General features: G+C 51.9%; 22 protein-coding genes. 8 read left to right on the forward strand and 14 right to left on the reverse strand.

Translation table 11 applies throughout. From position 1 onward, the window contains the following. Positions 1-14: 14 nt before the first annotated feature. The 11 genes from npr to EX31_RS12430 form a co-directional block, all read right to left on the reverse strand. Positions 15-287 carry a PTS phosphocarrier protein NPr gene (npr, locus tag EX31_RS12380; RefSeq protein WP_013577262.1) on the reverse strand — a complete coding sequence of 91 codons (273 nt, stop codon included), beginning with the start codon at positions 285-287 and terminating at the stop codon, positions 15-17. After that, the gene (gene rapZ / locus EX31_RS12385; protein WP_013577261.1) at positions 284-1,138 is read right to left on the reverse strand and encodes an RNase adapter RapZ; all 855 of its coding nucleotides are present in this window, start codon (positions 1,136-1,138) and stop codon (positions 284-286) included. The genes npr and rapZ overlap by 4 nt, the downstream gene beginning before the upstream one ends. A 67-nt stretch (positions 1,139-1,205) precedes the next feature. After that, entirely contained in the window at positions 1,206-1,688 is a 483-nt protein-coding gene (gene ptsN, locus EX31_RS12390) for a PTS IIA-like nitrogen regulatory protein PtsN (RefSeq protein WP_173362074.1), read from the reverse strand. Positions 1,689-1,786: 98 nt separating this feature from the next. Continuing rightward, on the reverse strand, positions 1,787-2,074 hold the full coding sequence (hpf, locus tag EX31_RS12395) for a ribosome hibernation promoting factor (protein ID WP_013577259.1): 288 nt from the start codon (positions 2,072-2,074) through the stop codon (positions 1,787-1,789). Between the two features lie 23 nt (positions 2,075-2,097). After that, positions 2,098-3,531, reverse strand: a complete 1,434-nt coding sequence (rpoN, locus tag EX31_RS12400; RefSeq protein WP_013577258.1) for an RNA polymerase factor sigma-54 — start codon at positions 3,529-3,531, stop codon at positions 2,098-2,100. Positions 3,532-3,632: 101 nt separating this feature from the next. After that, positions 3,633-4,358, reverse strand: a complete 726-nt coding sequence (lptB, locus tag EX31_RS12405) for an LPS export ABC transporter ATP-binding protein (RefSeq protein ID WP_013577257.1) — start codon at positions 4,356-4,358, stop codon at positions 3,633-3,635. Between the two features lie 6 nt (positions 4,359-4,364). Beyond that, a complete protein-coding gene (gene lptA, locus EX31_RS12410; RefSeq protein ID WP_013577256.1) occupies positions 4,365-4,922 on the reverse strand; it encodes a lipopolysaccharide ABC transporter substrate-binding protein LptA in 558 nt (185 codons plus the stop codon). Then, positions 4,900-5,469 carry an LPS export ABC transporter periplasmic protein LptC gene (gene lptC / locus EX31_RS12415; protein WP_013577255.1) on the reverse strand — a complete coding sequence of 190 codons (570 nt, stop codon included), beginning with the start codon at positions 5,467-5,469 and terminating at the stop codon, positions 4,900-4,902. The genes lptA and lptC overlap by 23 nt, the downstream gene beginning before the upstream one ends. Further along, positions 5,466-6,032: a 3-deoxy-manno-octulosonate-8-phosphatase KdsC gene (gene kdsC / locus EX31_RS12420; RefSeq protein WP_013577254.1), complete on the reverse strand. Its 567-nt coding sequence runs from the start codon at positions 6,030-6,032 to the stop codon at positions 5,466-5,468. Before kdsC ends, lptC begins: the two co-directional genes overlap by 4 nt. Before the next feature lie 16 nt (positions 6,033-6,048). Beyond that, the gene (gene kdsD / locus EX31_RS12425) at positions 6,049-7,035 is read right to left on the reverse strand and encodes an arabinose-5-phosphate isomerase KdsD (protein WP_037035037.1); all 987 of its coding nucleotides are present in this window, start codon (positions 7,033-7,035) and stop codon (positions 6,049-6,051) included. A 19-nt stretch (positions 7,036-7,054) separates the two neighbouring features. Next, positions 7,055-8,032 (reverse strand): calcium/sodium antiporter, encoded by a 978-nt coding sequence (locus EX31_RS12430; RefSeq protein WP_013577252.1) that lies wholly within the window; start codon positions 8,030-8,032, stop codon positions 7,055-7,057. A gap of 307 nt (positions 8,033-8,339) precedes the next feature. On the opposite strand from EX31_RS12430, the gene mlaF reads away from it, so the two are divergent. From mlaF to murA, 7 genes are all read left to right on the forward strand, one after another. Then, positions 8,340-9,143, forward strand: a complete 804-nt coding sequence (mlaF, locus tag EX31_RS12435) for a phospholipid ABC transporter ATP-binding protein MlaF (RefSeq protein WP_013577251.1) — start codon at positions 8,340-8,342, stop codon at positions 9,141-9,143. A 15-nt stretch (positions 9,144-9,158) separates the two neighbouring features. Next, on the forward strand, positions 9,159-9,941 hold the full coding sequence (mlaE, locus tag EX31_RS12440) for a lipid asymmetry maintenance ABC transporter permease subunit MlaE (RefSeq protein ID WP_013577250.1): 783 nt from the start codon (positions 9,159-9,161) through the stop codon (positions 9,939-9,941). Positions 9,942-9,944: 3 nt separating this feature from the next. After that, positions 9,945-10,511: an outer membrane lipid asymmetry maintenance protein MlaD gene (mlaD, locus tag EX31_RS12445; RefSeq protein WP_013577249.1), complete on the forward strand. Its 567-nt coding sequence runs from the start codon at positions 9,945-9,947 to the stop codon at positions 10,509-10,511. Between the two features lie 41 nt (positions 10,512-10,552). Continuing rightward, a complete protein-coding gene (gene mlaC / locus EX31_RS12450; RefSeq protein WP_037035038.1) occupies positions 10,553-11,188 on the forward strand; it encodes a phospholipid-binding protein MlaC in 636 nt (211 codons plus the stop codon). Next, positions 11,185-11,499, forward strand: coding sequence for a lipid asymmetry maintenance protein MlaB (gene mlaB, locus EX31_RS12455; RefSeq protein ID WP_013577247.1), 315 nt, complete (start codon positions 11,185-11,187; stop codon positions 11,497-11,499). Before mlaC ends, mlaB begins: the two co-directional genes overlap by 4 nt. 168 nt (positions 11,500-11,667) lie before the next feature. Beyond that, complete coding sequence (gene ibaG, locus EX31_RS12460; protein ID WP_013577246.1) at positions 11,668-11,922, forward strand: BolA family iron metabolism protein IbaG; 255 nt, start codon at positions 11,668-11,670, stop codon at positions 11,920-11,922. Positions 11,923-11,989: 67 nt separating this feature from the next. Further along, the gene (murA, locus tag EX31_RS12465) at positions 11,990-13,249 is read left to right on the forward strand and encodes a UDP-N-acetylglucosamine 1-carboxyvinyltransferase (RefSeq protein ID WP_037035039.1); all 1,260 of its coding nucleotides are present in this window, start codon (positions 11,990-11,992) and stop codon (positions 13,247-13,249) included. A gap of 76 nt (positions 13,250-13,325) precedes the next feature. On the opposite strand, the gene degS is transcribed toward murA, so the two are convergent. From degS to zapG, 3 genes are all read right to left on the reverse strand, one after another. Beyond that, positions 13,326-14,393: an outer membrane-stress sensor serine endopeptidase DegS gene (degS, locus tag EX31_RS12470; RefSeq protein ID WP_037035040.1), complete on the reverse strand. Its 1,068-nt coding sequence runs from the start codon at positions 14,391-14,393 to the stop codon at positions 13,326-13,328. 87 nt (positions 14,394-14,480) lie between these two features. Then, the gene (gene degQ / locus EX31_RS12475) at positions 14,481-15,848 is read right to left on the reverse strand and encodes a serine endoprotease DegQ (protein WP_013577243.1); all 1,368 of its coding nucleotides are present in this window, start codon (positions 15,846-15,848) and stop codon (positions 14,481-14,483) included. Between the two features lie 154 nt (positions 15,849-16,002). Next, complete coding sequence (zapG, locus tag EX31_RS12480; RefSeq protein WP_013577242.1) at positions 16,003-16,404, reverse strand: Z-ring associated protein ZapG; 402 nt, start codon at positions 16,402-16,404, stop codon at positions 16,003-16,005. 285 nt (positions 16,405-16,689) lie between these two features. Between zapG and zapE the strand changes: the two genes are divergently transcribed. After that, positions 16,690-17,829 carry a cell division protein ZapE gene (zapE, locus tag EX31_RS12485; RefSeq protein ID WP_037035042.1) on the forward strand — a complete coding sequence of 380 codons (1,140 nt, stop codon included), beginning with the start codon at positions 16,690-16,692 and terminating at the stop codon, positions 17,827-17,829. Positions 17,830-17,856: the final 27 nt, after the last annotated feature.

Below are 17,856 nucleotides of genomic sequence, written 5' to 3' on the forward strand. Positions count from 1 at the left end.
GAGTGCGTTAATTATCAGTCTTCATCAAAACCTGAATTAATCAGATTTACCACTGCCGTCAATGCCTGTTCTTCATCGGGGCCGGTGGCTTCGATTTCGATTTTCTGACCTTTCGGGGAATCGAGCATCAGCAGCGCGATGACACTGCTGGCTTCTGCTTCAATGCCCGTGTCGTTGCGCAGCATCACTTCTGATTCAAAGCTCTGCACCAGTTCAAACAACTTCATTGCCGGGCGGGCATGCATACCCAACCGGTTTTTGATTTCTACCGTTTGTTTCACCGTCATGATTTGCGTTTTTCCAGCGTGCGATGGCGGGATTGCACATTTTTCCCGCGGGAACGGAAATAGTCGGCCAGTTGCTCTGCGATATAGACCGAACGGTGTTTACCGCCGGTACAGCCAATGGCGACGGTCAGATAGCTGCGGTTGTTCGTTTCCAGCATCGGCAGCCATTGTTCGAGGTAGCTGCGGGTCTGGTAAATAAAGTTGTGCACTTCAGTATGACGGTCAAGGAACGCCGCGACCGGCTTATCAAGGCCTGTCATCGGACGCAGTTTCGGATCCCAGTGCGGGTTTGGCAGAAAACGCACATCGAAAACGTAATCCGCATCAATCGGAATGCCGTGTTTGAAACCGAAGGATTCGAACACCATCGTCAGTTCGCGCTCGCGTTTACCCAGCAGACGGGTACGCAGCATTTCTGCCAGTTCATGCACGGACATTTCGGAGGTGTCGATGATCAGATCCGCAGACGAACGCAGTGGTTCGAGCAGATCGGCTTCTTCATCAATGGCACTTTCGAGGGACAGGTTTTTGCTGGAAAGCGGGTGCAGACGACGGGTGTCGCTGTAGCGGCGGATCAGAGTATTGCGGTCGGCATCAAGGAATAACAACTGCGGTGAGAAGCTCTCCGGCAGTTGTGACATCGCATACTCATAAACTTCCGGTGTTTCCGGCATGTTACGGACGTCAATGCTGACGGCCGCTGATGTATTACGTTCAACAAGGGTCTGGGCAAGCTGCGGCAATAACACCACCGGCAGGTTATCCACGCAGTAAAAACCCATGTCTTCTAGTGCCCGTAGGGCAACCGACTTCCCGGAACCGGAACGGCCGCTGACAATCATCAGCACCATGGTGTCACTCCCCTGGCATTCAGTGTGCAGAATTCATTTTCCCGGCACTGTACCGGGAATCAGCAATTTATTCGTTTTCAGTCATTATCTGGAACAGTTCTTCGTCACTTTGCGCGCCACGCAGACGGCGACACACTGTTTTATCAGCTAATTTCTTAGCGACTAAAGATAATGTATGTAAATGGGTTTTACATTGATCTGCCGGTACCAGCAAGGCAAAAAGCAAATCTACCGGCTGATTATCGATGGCGTCAAAAGCAATCGGTTGTTCAAGCTGAATGAATACGCCGACGGCACGTAAAGTGTCTTCTTCCAGCTTACCGTGCGGGATGGCGATCCCGGCACCGATCCCGGTGCTCCCCATACGTTCACGGGTCAAAATGGCGTCAAAAATCACCTGCGGCGACAAATTTAATTGTTTGGCGGCCAACTCACTAATGATTTCCAGTGCGCGTTTTTTGCTGGCGCAATGAACGCCGCTTTTGGTGCATTCGGCATTAAGCACCGACGTTAATTGCATTGCAGTATCGTTAATCATGTCATCTTTCACTTTTGCGCTGTTTCACCCTTAAAGCTATATCGGCTCGTTTCCCGAAGGTCACAAGCCGATGCCCGAAGGTTTGTAGCACAGGGTTGGCTACATGAATGTCAGTGCTGTTTCAGTTTGTCTTTATGTTTATTCAACTGTCGGGCCAGTTTATCAACCAGTCCGTCAATCGCTGCGTACATATCCTGATGTTCCGAGGTGGCATGTAATTCGCCTCCGTTCACATGCAAAGTGGCTTCCGCTACTTTCTGCACCTTTTCCACGCTCAACACCACATACACCTGATTAATCCTGTCGAAATACTGCTCAAGCTTAGCCAGCTTCGACGTGATGAACTCTCTCAGGGGATCCGTGATCTCAATGTGATGTCCGGTAATGTTGAGCTGCATAATGTCTTCCTTCTCTGTTGAGGTCAAACTAACTGTTTACGTTGGTTTGAGGGCGGGATGGACAAAGACTCTCGGTATTTAGCGACAGTCCGACGCGCAACCATAATTCCCTGATCGGAAAGCAGGGTTGCTAACTTACTGTCACTGAGCGGTTTTACAGGATTCTCCGCTGCGATTAATTTCTTCACCAGCGCCCGGATCGCGGTTGACGATGCCTCGCCACCGCTGTCTGTACTGACATGGCTGGAGAAGAAATACTTCAGTTCGAAAATGCCACGCGGGCTGTGCAGGAACTTCTGCGTCGTCACACGTGAAATCGTCGATTCGTGCATTTCCACGGCACTGGCAATATCTGCCAGCACCATAGGTTTCATAAATTCTTCACCCAGTTCAAAGAACGCCTGCTGCTGCTCAACGATGCAGCGCGTCACTTTCAACAGCGTGTCGTTACGGCTTTCCAGGCTTTTGATTAACCACTTGGCTTCCTGCAGATTGCTGCGGATAAATTGCCCGTCGCTGTCGCTGCGTGCGGAATTCCCCATCGCGGCGTACTGCTGGTTAATCTTCAGACGCGGAATGCTGTCGGAATTGAGTTCTACCGCCCAGACACCTGACACTTTACGCACCAGCACATCCGGGATCACGTATTCGGATTCGCCGGTGTTGATAGACTGGCCCGGACGCGGATCAAGAGACTGGATCAGGAGCATCGCTCCTTTCAGTGTATCTTCTTTTAACCGGGTTGATCGCATAAGTGCGCGGAAATCATGGTTCGCCAGCAAATCGAGATGTTCGCTGATGATAAGACGGGCTTCAGTGATGAAAGGCGTGTCAGTCGCATATTGAGAAAGCTGGATCAGCAGGCAGTCGCGCAGGTCACGGGCGGCGACACCCACCGGATCAAAACGCTGAACGCGCTTAAGTACGGCTTCGACTTCGTCCATGGTGACATTTTCATCACCGACGCTTTCGAGAATGTCGTCAAGGGAGACGGTCAGGTAACCGGTGTCATCCACTGCATCGACGATTGACGTGGCAATCGCGGCATCGGTATCAGAGAACGGTGTCAGCTCGACCTGCCACATCAGGTAATCCTGAAGTGTCTGCGTGGTTTCGCCCTGGTAAATCGGTAGCTCATCGTCGCTGTAATCATTGCCGGTGCCTGACGGCGTGCCTGCGGTGTAAATCTCATCCCAGGTGGCGTCCAGCGGCAACTCTTCCGGCATGTCTTTCTGCTCGAGTGCCTCGCGGGTGTCTAACCCTTCGCTGTCGGTGGTTTCTACCGAGTCGATTTCTTCATGAAGGTCGGTTTGTTCCAACAGAGGGTTGCTCTCCAGCGCGAGTTGGATCTCCTGCTGGAGCTCAAGCGTGGATAGTTGCAACAAGCGGATGGCCTGTTGTAACTGAGGAGTCATTGCCAGTTGTTGGCTGAGTCTGAGTTGCAAACCTTGCTTCATATCTTGGCTTAATTCCGTTGATGAGTGAAAACGGCAACACTTCTGTCAGAGACGGCCCGTTTCAGTGTAGGTTGAAACAGGCACGGTTCCGGCGGCACAGATCACAGACGGAATTCTTCACCAAGATAAACACGTTTAACTTGTTCATCAGCAAGAATGTCGGCTGGCGTGCCGTGGGCGATCAATTTCCCCTGACTGACGATATACGCGCGTTCACAAACGTCGAGTGTTTCGCGAACGTTATGGTCAGTGATCAGTACGCCGAGGCCGCTGTCACGTAAATGCTCAATGATTTTTTTGATGTCGATAACGGAAATCGGGTCAACCCCGGCGAACGGTTCATCCAGCAGGATGAATTTAGGGTTCGCTGCCAGTGCACGGGCAATTTCAACACGACGGCGTTCACCACCAGACAGTGACTGACCGAGGTTATCGCGCAAATGAGAAATATGGAACTCTTCCATTAATTCATTAGCGCGGTCATTACGCTGTTCTTTGGTCAGATCGTCACGGATCTGCAGCACCGCCATCAGGTTATCAAATACGCTCAGACGACGGAAAATGGAGGCTTCCTGCGGAAGATAGCCAATACCGCGACGGGCGCGGGTATGCAGCGGCAGCAGGCTGATGTCTTCATCATCAACGATAATGCGGCCCGCATCGCGCTGGACGATGCCCACGACCATGTAAAAGGTGGTGGTTTTACCCGCACCGTTTGGCCCTAATAACCCGACGATTTCACCCGAGTTGACCATCAGACTGACATCTTCAACGACCTTACGGCCTTTGTATGCCTTTGCCAGATTCTCTGCGATTAATTTAGCCATAAAATATCAGTTACTCTTTTTGGTCGGCTGGCCGCCCGCTGCAGGCGTTTTTTGTTGCAGCTGCGAAGGTACCAGAACGGTCGTCACACGGTTACCTTTATCACTAAAGGCTTCCATTTGCTGTTTCTGTACCAGATAGGTAATACGGTCGCCTTTCACATTGCTGTCCAGTTGCTCAAGGTAAGCGTTGCCGGTCAGCGTGACGAGGTCATTTTCCACTTCATAGCGGACTTTCTGGGCATGGCCTTTAATCGGCTTACCGTTATCCTGCATCTGGTAGAACGTCACCGGGTTGCCGTAACCTTCTACCACTTCTTTACCGGAAACCCCCTGCGGGCGGATGACGACCACTTTGTCGGCTTTAACCTGGATCGTACCCTGATTGACGACCACATTGCCGGTAAAGGTCGCGGTATTGGTATTGACGTCGAGCGCCTGGTTTGCTGAATCAATGGTGATCGGTTTCGTTGTATCGTCTTTTAAGGCAAATGCCGGAACGCTGACGGCTAACAATGAGCTGACGATCAGGAGATCACGGATTTTATTTTTTGCTTTGAATTTCATAAGAGGTCGTTACCTTTTCGATCAGCTCTGCTGTTTTGTCACGCAGATTACCACGCATTTTCATGCCGTTAGATGTAAAACCTGTACCATACAACGTCACTTCATCGTCTGAGGCAACGTCCTGTGTCGTCAGGTTAACCCGTGCATTGTCCGTTTTGATTCTTTGCAGCTGTGATGTCTCAGGTGTCAGGCTGTCTGCCTGCACATGCCCATAAAGATAGAGCATTTTATCCTGAGTCAGTTTCGCTTTATCAGAACGCAATACCCAGGTGGCTACTTTGTTCTTGTCATACATGGTCGCGACCGGATTGGTAAACCATGACACCTGATCAGCGGTGTAATATTTTACCTGGTCTGAAACCAGTTTATACGTCAGGCTGCCCATCGGGTCATACACCATCGTAACGGTGTGGGACGTCTGGTAAGTCGGATCCTGATCATTGACCGCTTGCGGAACATCATCGCTGTTGTCAGATAATGACCAGCCAATCAGCACCAGAACGATGGCAGTCAGCGCCAGAATAATCCAAAGTTTTGCTTTACTCATATCGACAGCCCTTTGGCGTCCTCCAGCTTACCCTGCGCCAGCAGAATCAAATCACACAGTTCGCGTACTGCACCACGTCCACCCGCGATACGGGTAACATAATGCGCTTTCGGTAACAGAACAGGATGTGCATCCTGAACCGCGACAGAGAGACCTACTTCGGCCATCACCGGCCAGTCAATCAGGTCATCACCAATGTACGCCACTTCTTCGGCCCGCAGAGACAGTGTATCTAACAGTTCGCGGAAGGCCAAAAGCTTATCAGATTGCCCCTGATACAAGTGGCGTATGCCCAGAGTTTTAGCGCGATCTTCCAGTAATTTCGCATTGCGGCCTGTAATAATCGCGACTTCGATATCGGATGTCAGCAGGCAGCGGATACCGTAACCGTCGCGAACGTTGAAACTTTTCAGCTCTTCTCCCTGATTTCCCATATAGATCAGGCCATCAGACATAACGCCATCGACATCGCAAATCAGCAGGCGGATTGCTTTTGCCCGTTCAAGCACTTGCGCACTGACCGGACCGTAGCAGGTTTCCACCAGGGCTGCGCTATTACTCATTCAGGGAATTCCTCAATTAAACTACGCCAGCGCGCAGCATATCGTGCATATGTAACACACCCAGCAACTGGTCACCATCAGCAACCATCACGCAAGTGATGTGTTTGTCCTGCATTAAATTCAGCGCATCAACCGCCAGCAGTGAAGGACGCACGCGGATACCGCCTGTCGTCATCACATCCGCAATCGATGCCGTATTGATGTTGACGCCCATATCAAAGATGCGTCGTAAATCCCCATCGGTAAAGATCCCTTCGATTTTCATCAAATCGTTGCAGATAACCGTCATGCCCAGATTTTTTCGGGTGATTTCCAGCAACGCATCCCGCAACGAAGCTTCACGGCTGACGTGCGGAATTTCATCCCCGGTGTGCATGATATCGCTGACGCGCAGTAACAGCTTGCGACCCAGTGCTCCGCCAGGATGTGACAGGGCGAAATCTTCCGGTGTGAAGCCGCGTGCTTCAAGCAGTGCGACGGCCAGTGCATCGCCCATCACCAGCACTGCCGTGGTGCTGCTGGTCGGTGCCAGACCCAGCGGGCAGGCTTCTTTGGGCACTTTTACACAAAGGTGAACATCTGCCGCTTTCCCCATCGTGCTTTCGGGGTTAGACGTCATGCAGATAAGCGTAATGCTCAGGCGTTTGAGTACCGGTATCAGCCCCAGAATTTCATGGGCTTCGCCGGAGTTGGAAATCAGAATGACGACATCCTGCTTCGATACCATGCCCAGATCACCGTGGCTGGCTTCGCCGGGATGCACAAAGAATGCCGGTGTGCCCGTACTGGCAAAGGTGGCGGCCATCTTACGGCCGATATGACCAGATTTGCCCATGCCCATGACGACGACTTTGCCATTGCAGGCGAAGATTTTTTCGCAGGCGCGGGTAAAATCACCGTTAATGTATTGATCTAACTGCTCAAGTCCTTCACGTTCTGTTTTCAGCACATCATGTCCGACGGCCTGAAAATCAAAACCGGGGGCGAAGGTATCGTTAGCCATAGTGGGTTCCTGACAGAGTTCAGAAGGCAATGCTGTCCGGTAATAGAAACAGCACGGCCATATAAGCGATAAATCCACACAGCAGTAATGCACCGGCTAAATGTCCGATACGGTGTTTACGCATCAGGCATAGTCCGGAAAGCACCACGCTGACCGCCAGCATGACCCAATAATCGCGATGAAACGCGTCTGGGTTGAACGAACCTGGTGCTACCAGCGCGGGTAATCCCAGCACCAGGCAGGTATTAAAAATGTTTGCGCCGATAATATTACCCAGCGCGATGTCATCTTCGCCTTTGATAGCACCGGCGATAAAGGTCGCCAGTTCTGGCAGACTGGTACCGATAGCAATCACCGTCAGGCCAATCACCAGTTCACTGACACCCAGATAACGCGCGATGACAGTGCTGTTATCAACGATCATACCCGACGCCAGCGGCATGATGATAAAGCCCAGTGCCAGCCACAAAAATGCGACCGTATTGCTGCTGTCTTGCGGAAGTTCGGACATTTGCTCGTAGGTCAGCGTATCCAGCCCCTCTTTTTCGGCGGCGCGGGCGATTTTTATCATCAGCATCATGAACACGCCTGCGCTGGCCAGTAGCAAAACACCATCAAACCGGCTGAGTTCGCCGTCGCTTAACAGAAAACCACACAGCGCGGTGACCAGTAACAATAATGGGAGCTCGCGGCGTAATATATCAGAACGAACGGAAAGTGGATGAATCAGGGCGGCACCGCCCAAAATCAGAAGAATATTAATGATATTCGAACCAATTGCGTTTCCGACGGCCAAATCCATCTGATCGTTGATGGCGGCGGTGGTGGAAACCACCAGTTCAGGAAGGGATATTCCGACGCCGACGACAGTCATACCAATCACCAGCGGGGAGATGCCCATCGAGCGTGCCAGCACTGCGGCTCCGTACACCAGACGATCAGCGGCGTAAACTAACAGTAACAAGCCGACAATCATCAGTACGATAGCGAGAAGCATGAAACATCCTTTATTGGGTATAATGCGAGGTTCGTTGCCCTGGCGGGCAGGCGATTCCTTCGTCAACATGAGCTAAGGCGACATTTTGTCTGAAAATGATGCCTGCGGGTTCCTGTATGTTAGACGATGAAGGCTTTTATTTTAAAATGGTAATTCGTTGATTTTGACCGTCTGAGGCAGAAAAGTAAATCGATGGCAACTTTGGTAACGAAACCGGGGTAAGTTTTTGTAAAAATACCAAAGTTATACGATACCTTGTGCGTGTCAGACGTATTCTTAGCGAAAGCATTCCGAAGGGAAAAACTGAATGAGTCAAAGCGAATCGAATCTGGTTGAGATCAAAGGCATGAGTTTTGTGCGCGGCGATCGTCCCATTTTCGAAGAGATAAATATGACCGTGCCGCGTGGCAAAGTCACTGCAATCATGGGGCCTTCGGGGATCGGTAAAACCACCTTGCTGCGTCTGATTGGCGGACAACTTGCGCCCGACAGCGGCGAAATCTGGTTCGACGGCGATAACATTCCGACGTTGTCCCGTCGCAAATTGTACGAATCGCGCAAGAAAATGAGTATGTTGTTTCAGTCCGGTGCATTGTTTACTGACCTGACTGTGTTCGAAAATGTGGCGTTCCCGCTGCGTGAACACAGCAAATTACCGGAAGAATTACTGCGCAGTACGGTGACCATGAAACTGGAAGCAGTCGGGTTACGCGGTGCCGGTGACCTGATGCCTGCTGAATTGTCTGGCGGTATGGCAAGACGTGTCGCACTGGCTCGTGCGATTGCCCTCGACCCTGAACTGATCATGTTCGATGAGCCTTTTGTGGGACAGGACCCGATCACCATGGGCGTCCTGGTTAAACTCATTGATGAACTGAACCATGCGCTGGGTGTGACGTGCATCGTGGTTTCTCATGACGTTCCTGAAGTGCTAAGTATTGCTGATTACGCTTATATTGTGGCCGCGCAGCATGTGATTGCCGAAGGCACACCTGAGGAGCTGCAAAATAATCCTGATCCGCGTGTTCGTCAGTTCCTTGACGGTATTGCCGATGGACCGGTGCCTTTCCGTTTCCCTGCCGGTGATTACAAAACCGAGCTGCTCGGATGATGGAGTTCCCTATTCATGTTAATTAAGGCGTTAGCCTCAGTCGGGCGCCGCGGGATAAACACCTGTGCGTCTTTTGGCCGCGCCGGTCTGATGCTCTTTCGGGCATTGGTCGGTAAGCCGCAATTTGCCAAGCAATGGCCGCTGTTGATCAAGCAGCTTTACAGCGTTGGTGTACTTTCCCTGCTGATTATCCTCGTTTCCGGCTTGTTTATCGGCATGGTGCTTGGTTTGCAGGGATATCTGATTTTAACCACCTACAGCGCTGAGGCCAGCCTCGGTATGATGGTGGCGCTCTCTTTACTGCGCGAACTTGGACCGGTGGTGACTGCTCTGCTGTTCGCCGGCCGAGCGGGTTCCGCGCTGACCGCCGAACTGGGGTTGATGAAAGCCACCGAGCAAATTTCCAGCCTGGAGATGATGGCTATCGATCCGCTGCGCCGCGTTGTTGCACCGCGTTTCTGGGCCGGTCTGATTTCCATGCCTTTGTTGACGGCGATTTTCGTTGCCGTGGGGGTCTGGGGAGGTTCGCTGGTGGGTGTGGACTGGAAAGGCATCGACAGCGGTTTCTTCTGGTCAGCGATGCAAACCGCGGTAGACTGGCGGACTGATTTACTTAACTGCCTGATTAAAAGCCTTGTTTTCGCTATCACTGTGACCTGGATTGCGTTGTTCAATGGCTATGATGCGATACCGACGTCCGAAGGGATTAGCCGGGCAACGACACGTACTGTGGTGCATTCGTCACTGGCGGTGCTGGGATTGGATTTTGTGCTGACAGCACTGATGTTTGGAAATTAAACCATGCAAACGAAAAAGAGTGAAATCTGGGTAGGCGCGTTTTTAATCATCGCATTGATTGCGGTGATCTTCCTGTGTCTTAAAGTGGCCGACATCCGTTCCATCGGCTCCGACCCGACTTACCGTATTTCTGCGGACTTCGACAATATAGGCGGCCTGAAAAGCGGTTCGCCGGTCAAAGTCGGTGGCGTGGTTATCGGCCGCGTCAGCAGCATAACGCTTGATAAAAACTATTCCCCACGTGTCGAAATGGATATCGACCAGAAATATAACCAGATCCCGAGCACCAGTACGCTGGCGATCCGCACGTCTGGTTTGCTGGGCGAACAATTCCTGGCGTTGAATATTGGTTTTGAAGACCCTGAAATGGGAACGACTATCCTTAAAAACGGCGGCGTTATTCAGGACACTAAATCAGCGATGGTTCTCGAAGACCTGATTGGCCAGTTCCTTTATAAGAGTGGCGACGGCAAGGCTGACCCTGACGCAACGGCGGCTCCTGCTGCGCCTGAAGGGAATGCTGCACCTGCACCTGACGCTAATACGGCGCCACAGCCGGCTGCCCATTAAGAATTTGCCATTACGGATTCTCCATAAAAGAGGAAATAAGTATGTTTAAACGTTTAGTGATCGCTGCACTGTTGGTGGTTATGGCTCCGCTGGCGAATGCTGCTGTGGACAAGACCAATCCTTACAGCGTGATGAATGAAGCAGCGAACAAAACCTTCACCCGCCTCAAAACCGAACAGCCGAAAATCAAGCAGGATCCTAACTATCTGCGCCAGATCGTTCGTGAAGAATTGCTGCCGTATGTGCAAGTCAAATACGCCGGCGCGCTGGTATTAGGCCGCTATTATCAACAGGCGACACCTGCACAGCGCGAGGCTTATTTCGCGGCGTTCTCTGAATACCTGCAACAGGCTTACGGTCAGGCGCTGGCGATGTACAACGGCCAGAGCTACACGGTGCAACCAGAGCAGTCCTACGCGGATAAAGATATCATTGCTATCCGTGTCACCATTACCGATCCGAATGGTCGTCCTCCGGTTCGTCTGGATTTCCAGTGGCGTAAAAACAGCCGCACAGGCGAATGGCAGGCATATGACATGATCGCCGAAGGCGTCAGCATGATTTCGACCAAACAGAACGAGTGGGCAGATATCTTGCGCCAGAAAGGTATCGAGGGTCTGACAGCGCGTCTGAAACAAGCCGCTGCTCAGCCGATCACGCTGGATAAACAACAATGAGTGAAGCCCTGCGCTGGGAATCGCAGCCGCCGCGACTGATGTTGCACGGTGAGTTAGATCGCGAAACGCTGGTGGCATTCTGGGATATGCGCAGAAAGCTGATGTCCGGCGTGACCTGTCTGGATGTTTCCGGGCTGGAGCGTGTGGATTCTTCCGGTTTGGCTTTCCTGGTGCATTTACGCGAGGAAGCCCGTCAGCAGGGGATTACGCTGACGATTGCGGGTATCACTGACAGGCTGAGAACACTGATTACCTTGTATAACCTTCAGGACATTATTCCGTCGGACACTACGGGCTGCTCTGTTGAGTAAATATATGAGCAGTTCCCGTGAGTTAGGCTGCGGGATGTGAATAGTTGACTGAATGTCCGTAAAGCCCCTGTGCGAAACTCTTCGTCAGGGGCTTTTTCGTGGTTTAAGAATTGCGCCGATCCCTATAAGATATCGGGCTGTTATGATTCTTCAGAAGAATAGATCCCTATGGAAACGAGTGAAATTAAAGACGTGCTGATGAACGCATTGGCACTGGACGAAGCCCACATTACTGGCGATGGCAGTCATTTTCAGGCCATTGTCGTTGGTGCGATGTTTGATGGCATGAGCCGCGTGAAAAAACAGCAGACCGTTTACGCACCGCTGATGGAATACATCGCCGACAATCGAATTCACGCACTGTCTATTAAGGCTTATACCCCTGAAGAATGGGCGCGTGACCGTAAACTGAGCGGTTTATAAGACTGCCGGAGTTCCGGCAGCTTCCTCGTATTTGACCTGTCGTTTTAATGAATAGAGAGCAGTCATAATGGATAAATTTCGTGTACAGGGTGGGACTCGCCTGAGCGGTGAAGTCACTATCTCTGGTGCAAAAAATGCAGCACTTCCTATTTTGTTTGCCGCACTGCTTGCTGAAGAACCTGTTGAACTCCAGAACGTTCCTCATCTGAAAGATATCGATACCACCATCAAACTGCTGAGCCAGCTGGGCACCAAAATAGAACGCAACGGTTCTGTTTTCGTTGACGCCAGTGAGGTGAATGAGTTTTGTGCGCCGTATGACCTGGTGAAAACCATGCGTGCTTCTATCTGGGCTCTTGGCCCGCTGGTGGCGCGTTTTGGTCGCGGTGAAGTCTCCCTGCCGGGCGGCTGTGCTATCGGCGCACGTCCTGTTGACCTGCATATTACCGGTCTGGAACAGCTGGGCGCGACCATTGTGCTGGAAGAAGGTTATGTGAAAGCCTCTGTCGATGGCCGCCTGAAAGGTGCGCACATCGTGATGGATAAAGTCAGCGTGGGTGCGACCGTTACCATCATGAGCGCAGCGACATTGGCTGAAGGCACCACCATTATTGAAAACGCCGCGCGTGAGCCGGAAATCGTCGATACCGCGAATTTCCTGAATACGCTGGGTGCGAAAATTACCGGTGCGGGTACTGATAAAATCACCATCGAAGGCGTTGCACGTCTGGGTGGCGGTGTTTACCGTGTGGTCCCCGATCGTATCGAAACCGGCACCTTCCTGGTGGCGGCCGCGATTTCCGGTGGCAAGATTACCTGTCGCGAAGCCCGTCCTGATACGCTGGATGCTGTACTGGCAAAACTGCGTGAAGCCGGTGCCGATATCGAAGTGGGCGAAGACTGGATCAGTCTCGACATGCATGGCAAACGGGCTAAAGCCGTCACCTTCCGCACCGCACCGCATCCGGGCTTCCCGACTGACATGCAGGCGCAGTTCAGCTTGCTGAATCTGGTGGCAGAGGGTACCGGTGTGATCACCGAAACCATCTTCGAAAACCGTTTCATGCACATTCCTGAACTGATCCGTATGGGCGCACATGCTGAAATCGAAGGCAGCACCCTGATTTGTCATGGCGTTGAAAAACTGTCTGGCGCTCAGGTGATGGCGACCGATTTACGTGCTTCTGCAAGTCTGGTTCTGGCGGGTTGTATTGCCGAGGGGGTGACCGTGGTTGACCGTATTTATCACATCGATCGTGGCTATGAGCGTATCGAAGATAAATTGCGTCAGCTGGGTGCGAAAATTGAGCGCTTCAACGGCGAATGATTCGTAGCTCTTGATGCAATAAAAAAGCCGGAAGGGGAAACCTTTCCGGCTTTTTCGTTGCTGTCTTCAGCGATCGTCAGTGATCAGGATATTCCTGCACGGTCACCTGCAAGGTCAGCTTCTGACCGTCACGCATAATCTCCACTGGTATGACCGTACCCGGACGAACCTCTGCGACCTGATCCATTGTCTCGATAGCGGAAACAGCCGGTTTGTTGTTGACGTTAACGATCACGTCTCTGACCTGCATGCCTGCATTAGCCGCCGGGCCATTGGGTGTGACTTCGTTCACCACAATCCCCTGAATATGATCCAGTCCGCTATTCGGCCCGTGCAGAGGGGAAACCTCGCGCCCGCTGATTCCGATATACCCGCGAATAACCCGGCCATCGCGAATCAGCTTGCCCATGACTTTTGTCGCCAGTGCGGTCGGGATGGCAAAGCCGATACCTTCCGGTGTGGCGCCGTCATTACTTTGGTCAAAGGACAGTGTATTAATCCCCATCAGCTCACCCAGCGAATTCACCAGTGCACCGCCGGAGTTACCCTGGTTAATCGATGCATCGGTTTGCAGAAAGTTCTGGCGGCCTGACGGGCTGAGGCCAATGCGACCAGTGGCGCTGATAATACCCTGCGTGACTGTCTGACCGAGGTTATACGGGTTACCAATTGCCATCACGACATCACCGACATGCGGGGCGCGATGTGGATTAATCGGGATCACCGGCAGATTTCCGGCGTTGATTTTCAGCACGGCCAGGTCAGTCAGGCTGTCAGAGCCGACCAGCAAGGCTTCAAATACGCGGCCATCCTGCAATGCGACGATGATCTGATCGGCATTATTGATCACGTGCTTGTTGGTGAGGATATAACCATTGTCGTTCATGATCACACCGGAACCCAGTGTGCGGATGGCCAGTTCGTTCTGTGAACTGTTACCCATGTTGCGGTTATAAACGTTCACCACTGCCGGAGCAGCGTGGCGGACGCCTGAGTTATAGCTGACCGGTTCTTCGCTGTTTTGGGTGAAGTTTCGGTCAAACAGCGGTTCTGTGATGTTTTTACGCAACATAGGTACCGCCGCCAGCAAAATGCCAGCAACAATCAGGCCGATAACAGCGGATCTCAATAGCTTAACAAACATGGGTATATGGGATGCGAGATAAAAAGTGAGGGAAGAATAGCATGAGTTAATCGGACGCAGCAGCACCTGCGTCCGATTTTCAACGCTTTACGGCATGAATAAGTAGATATTTTGCCCTTTACGCAAGATGCTCAACGCGATCAGGTCAGGTTTGCTTTCCAGTATTTTGCGGAAAGCGGCCAGATTTTCGAGCGGTTCGCGGTTTACACCGATAATCACATCGTCTTTTTCCAGACCGATTTGGTCAGCGGGCGTCCCTTTTTTCACGTCATCGACATGCACGCCTTTGGCGTTTTTATCTGCCGGATCGCTGAGCGTCACACCCTGCAAGGCAGGATTGAGTTTCTCAATGCTGACTTCCACGGCCGGGCTTTTATCCAGCGTGACATTCACAGTCATCGGTTTACCATCGCGCAGCAAACCAATCTGCATGGTGACGCCCGGACCTGCGGTGCCCACTTTCGCGCGTAACTCAGCAAAGCTGCTCAGCGTTTTCCCCTGCAGGGTAATCAGTACGTCGCCCGGTTTAATACCGGCTTTCGCCGCTGCAGAATCCGGCAATACTTCATTGACGAAAGCGCCGCGCTGGCTGTCAAGTTTGAATGCCTGCGCCAGTTCCGGCGTCATTTCACTGCCGCGGATCCCCAGCAGGCCGCGTTTCACTTCACCGAACTCAATCAACTGATGGCTGAGGTTCTTCGCCATGTTCGCCGGGATAGCAAAACCGATACCGACGCTGCCACCCTGAGAGGAAATGATGGCGGTGTTAATACCAATCAGTTCACCTTTCAGATCGAGCAATGCGCCCCCGGAGTTACCGCGGTTAATCGACGCGTCTGTCTGAATAAAGTTTTCCAGCCCCTCGAGATTCAGGCCGCTGCGACCAAGCGCAGAAACAATGCCGGATGTCACCGTCTGGCCAAGTCCAAACGGATTGCCAACGGCGACGGCAAAATCACCGACACGCAGGTTGTCGGAATCCGCCATCGTAATTTGTGTCAGATTTTTAGCATCAATCAGCTGGATCACCGCAATATCGGACTGATCGTCTTTGCCGATGAGCCTGGCTTTATATTCACGGCCATCGTTGAGCTGAACGTTGATTTTATCCGCATTATTCACCACGTGGTTGTTGGTGAGCACATAGCCTTTGGCGGCATCAATAATAACGCCTGAACCCAGCCCTTCAAAAGGCTGTGGCCCCTGATTGGGTTCCGGGTCCTGCTGACCGAAGAAGAATTTGTATTCCGGTGGGACATCCGCACTGGGTGGCTGGGTACCTGAAACCTGAACGCCCACGACTGCGGGCAATACTTTTTCCAGCATAGGTGCCAGACTTGGCAAAGGTTGTCCCTGAACTTCCGTAGGTAAAGCGGCATTCGCCATAGGCGCAGAAGCGAAAGTTAATCCAAGGCTAACAGCTAACACACTGAGCAAAAATGACTTTTTCTTCATCACGATAACTCTCTCGCTTTCTGTAATGGACGTCAGTTATGGACAATAGAACAGTGATTCACAGCACGGGAAGGGTCTGGAGAACGGCACATGCACGGGACATATGCCGTAAATACGCCTGCATAACGATTGTTATGCAGGTCAGGAGCGTCTGTTATTTACGAACCGGACGCTCACCACGCAGCAGACCGGACGCGCCATCAGAATAATCGCGTGGCATTTGCACCGGTACCTGATCGTTATCGGCCTCGGAGCCGGTCAGGCGGTAGTTGAACGGATTATCTTGCTCGGGCATATCGGGCAGCAAATTGTTGGAGCTTTTAGCCATGTGCTGATACAGCTGACGGTAATCAGTCGCCATGTTATCCAGCAACTCTGCGCTGCGGGCAAAATGGCCCACCAGTTCCTGACGGTATTCGTCGAGTTCGGCTTTGCTTTTCTCCAGTTCGTTTTTCATGACTTGTTGATCACGTAATTTACGATTACCAAAGCGCATCGCTACCGCACCAATCGCGATACCGACCACTAATCCAATGAGTGCATACTCCCAGGTCATAATGACTCCTATTTTGACTTCGTTGTCCCGCAGGGCTTTTTCACGTAACTTTTATGGCTTAACTTTTTTACACAATGGTTTTAACGTAATTGTTACACGCATTTGTCATGCAATAGCTCCACTATAACCGTTAACCTTGCCAGAGTGGAATCCTGCGGGGAAAATCACTGCTATCTGTTGGTTTTTTCATACACAGACAGCCGGGAAAAGCGGCGAACCCACGGCAAAAAAGCGGCTAAACAACGTGAAAAACATAAAAATTTTTTCTCAGGGACGTTAACAAAGATGCAATCTCAATCACCCCTTTTCCTTTATCAGAACGCTGTGGATGCCGGTGAATTCCAGGCGGATGCTGTTCAGAAACAGGCTGTCGCACAGCTTGATGTGATTTATCAGGCACTTTCCGCGCAGCCCGCAACAATGCCTCAGACCACCGGTCGTGGAGGGTTGCTGGGCCGTTTGTTTGCAAAATCGCCGCCGAAAACCCCTTCGCGACCAGTACAGGGACTGTATATGTGGGGCGGCGTGGGGCGCGGTAAAACCTGGCTGATGGATTTGTTTTTCCACAGCCTGCCCGGTGAACGTAAGCTTCGCCTGCATTTTCACCGCTTTATGTTGCGTGTCCATGAAGAACTGACGGAGCTTCAGGGGCAGGAAGATCCGCTGGAAGTGATTGCTGACCGCTTCAAAGCGGAAACGGACGTACTCTGTTTCGACGAGTTTTTTGTTTCGGATATTACCGATGCGATGTTGCTGGCGACGTTGCTGCAGGCGCTGTTTGCCCGCGGTATCACACTGATTGCGACGTCGAACATTCCGCCTGATTTGCTGTACCGCAACGGTCTGCAACGCGCGCGGTTCCTGCCAGCCATTGATCTGATTAAAGAATATTGCGATGTGCTGAATGTGGATGCCGGCATTGATTACCGTCTGCGTACGCTGACACAAGCCAATTTGTGGTTATCGCCTGTTGGCCCTGATACGACTGACGCGATGCATTCCATGCTGGGCAAACTGACCGGCAATCACAGTGGCGCGGAGGCAGGCGAAAGACCCGTACTTGAAGTGAATCATCGTCCGCTGCAGGCCATTGCTGCCGTTGACGGCGTGCTGGCGGTGGAATTTCATACCTTATGTGAAGAGGCGCGCAGCCAGCTCGATTATATTGCGCTGTCGAAAATCTATCACAGTGTACTGCTGCATAATGTGCCGGTGATGGGCGCAGACAGTGAGAACGCTGCGCGGCGTTTTCTGGCGCTGGTCGATGAATTCTATGAGCGCCATGTAAAACTGGTGATTTCCGCAGCGGTGCCGATGTTTGAAATTTATCAGGGGGAACGGCTGAAATTCGAATATCAGCGTTGTCTCTCGCGTCTGCAGGAGATGCAGAGTGAGGAATACCTCAGGCGGCCGCATCTGCCGTGATTTTAATTGATTATTATTTGCTCAGCC

This window comes from Rahnella sp. WP5, from assembly GCF_000745615.1.
GTDB classification, from domain to species: Bacteria; Pseudomonadota; Gammaproteobacteria; order Enterobacterales; family Enterobacteriaceae; genus Rahnella; species Rahnella aceris.

Excerpts from the sequence above, each read along its gene's own strand:
- npr (WP_013577262.1), bottom strand. The coding sequence starts at position 287 with ATGACGGTGAAACAAACGGTAGAAATCAAAAACCGGTTGGGTATGCAT.
- rapZ (WP_013577261.1), bottom strand. The coding sequence starts at position 1,138 with ATGGTGCTGATGATTGTCAGCGGCCGTTCCGGTTCCGGGAAGTCGGTT.
- hpf (WP_013577259.1), bottom strand. The coding sequence starts at position 2,074 with ATGCAGCTCAACATTACCGGACATCACATTGAGATCACGGATCCCCTG.
- rpoN (WP_013577258.1), bottom strand. The coding sequence starts at position 3,531 with ATGAAGCAAGGTTTGCAACTCAGACTCAGCCAACAACTGGCAATGACT.
- lptB (WP_013577257.1), bottom strand. The coding sequence starts at position 4,358 with ATGGCTAAATTAATCGCAGAGAATCTGGCAAAGGCATACAAAGGCCGT.
- lptA (WP_013577256.1), bottom strand. The coding sequence starts at position 4,922 with ATGAAATTCAAAGCAAAAAATAAAATCCGTGATCTCCTGATCGTCAGC.
- lptC (WP_013577255.1), bottom strand. The coding sequence starts at position 5,469 with ATGAGTAAAGCAAAACTTTGGATTATTCTGGCGCTGACTGCCATCGTT.
- kdsC (WP_013577254.1), bottom strand. The coding sequence starts at position 6,032 with ATGAGTAATAGCGCAGCCCTGGTGGAAACCTGCTACGGTCCGGTCAGT.
- kdsD (WP_037035037.1), bottom strand. The coding sequence starts at position 7,035 with ATGGCTAACGATACCTTCGCCCCCGGTTTTGATTTTCAGGCCGTCGGA.
- EX31_RS12430 (WP_013577252.1), bottom strand. The coding sequence starts at position 8,032 with ATGCTTCTCGCTATCGTACTGATGATTGTCGGCTTGTTACTGTTAGTT.
- mlaF (WP_013577251.1), top strand. The coding sequence starts at position 8,340 with ATGAGTCAAAGCGAATCGAATCTGGTTGAGATCAAAGGCATGAGTTTT.
- mlaE (WP_013577250.1), top strand. The coding sequence starts at position 9,159 with ATGTTAATTAAGGCGTTAGCCTCAGTCGGGCGCCGCGGGATAAACACC.
- mlaD (WP_013577249.1), top strand. The coding sequence starts at position 9,945 with ATGCAAACGAAAAAGAGTGAAATCTGGGTAGGCGCGTTTTTAATCATC.
- mlaC (WP_037035038.1), top strand. The coding sequence starts at position 10,553 with ATGTTTAAACGTTTAGTGATCGCTGCACTGTTGGTGGTTATGGCTCCG.
- mlaB (WP_013577247.1), top strand. The coding sequence starts at position 11,185 with ATGAGTGAAGCCCTGCGCTGGGAATCGCAGCCGCCGCGACTGATGTTG.
- ibaG (WP_013577246.1), top strand. The coding sequence starts at position 11,668 with ATGGAAACGAGTGAAATTAAAGACGTGCTGATGAACGCATTGGCACTG.
- murA (WP_037035039.1), top strand. The coding sequence starts at position 11,990 with ATGGATAAATTTCGTGTACAGGGTGGGACTCGCCTGAGCGGTGAAGTC.
- degS (WP_037035040.1), bottom strand. The coding sequence starts at position 14,393 with ATGTTTGTTAAGCTATTGAGATCCGCTGTTATCGGCCTGATTGTTGCT.
- degQ (WP_013577243.1), bottom strand. The coding sequence starts at position 15,848 with ATGAAGAAAAAGTCATTTTTGCTCAGTGTGTTAGCTGTTAGCCTTGGA.
- zapG (WP_013577242.1), bottom strand. The coding sequence starts at position 16,404 with ATGACCTGGGAGTATGCACTCATTGGATTAGTGGTCGGTATCGCGATT.
- zapE (WP_037035042.1), top strand. The coding sequence starts at position 16,690 with ATGCAATCTCAATCACCCCTTTTCCTTTATCAGAACGCTGTGGATGCC.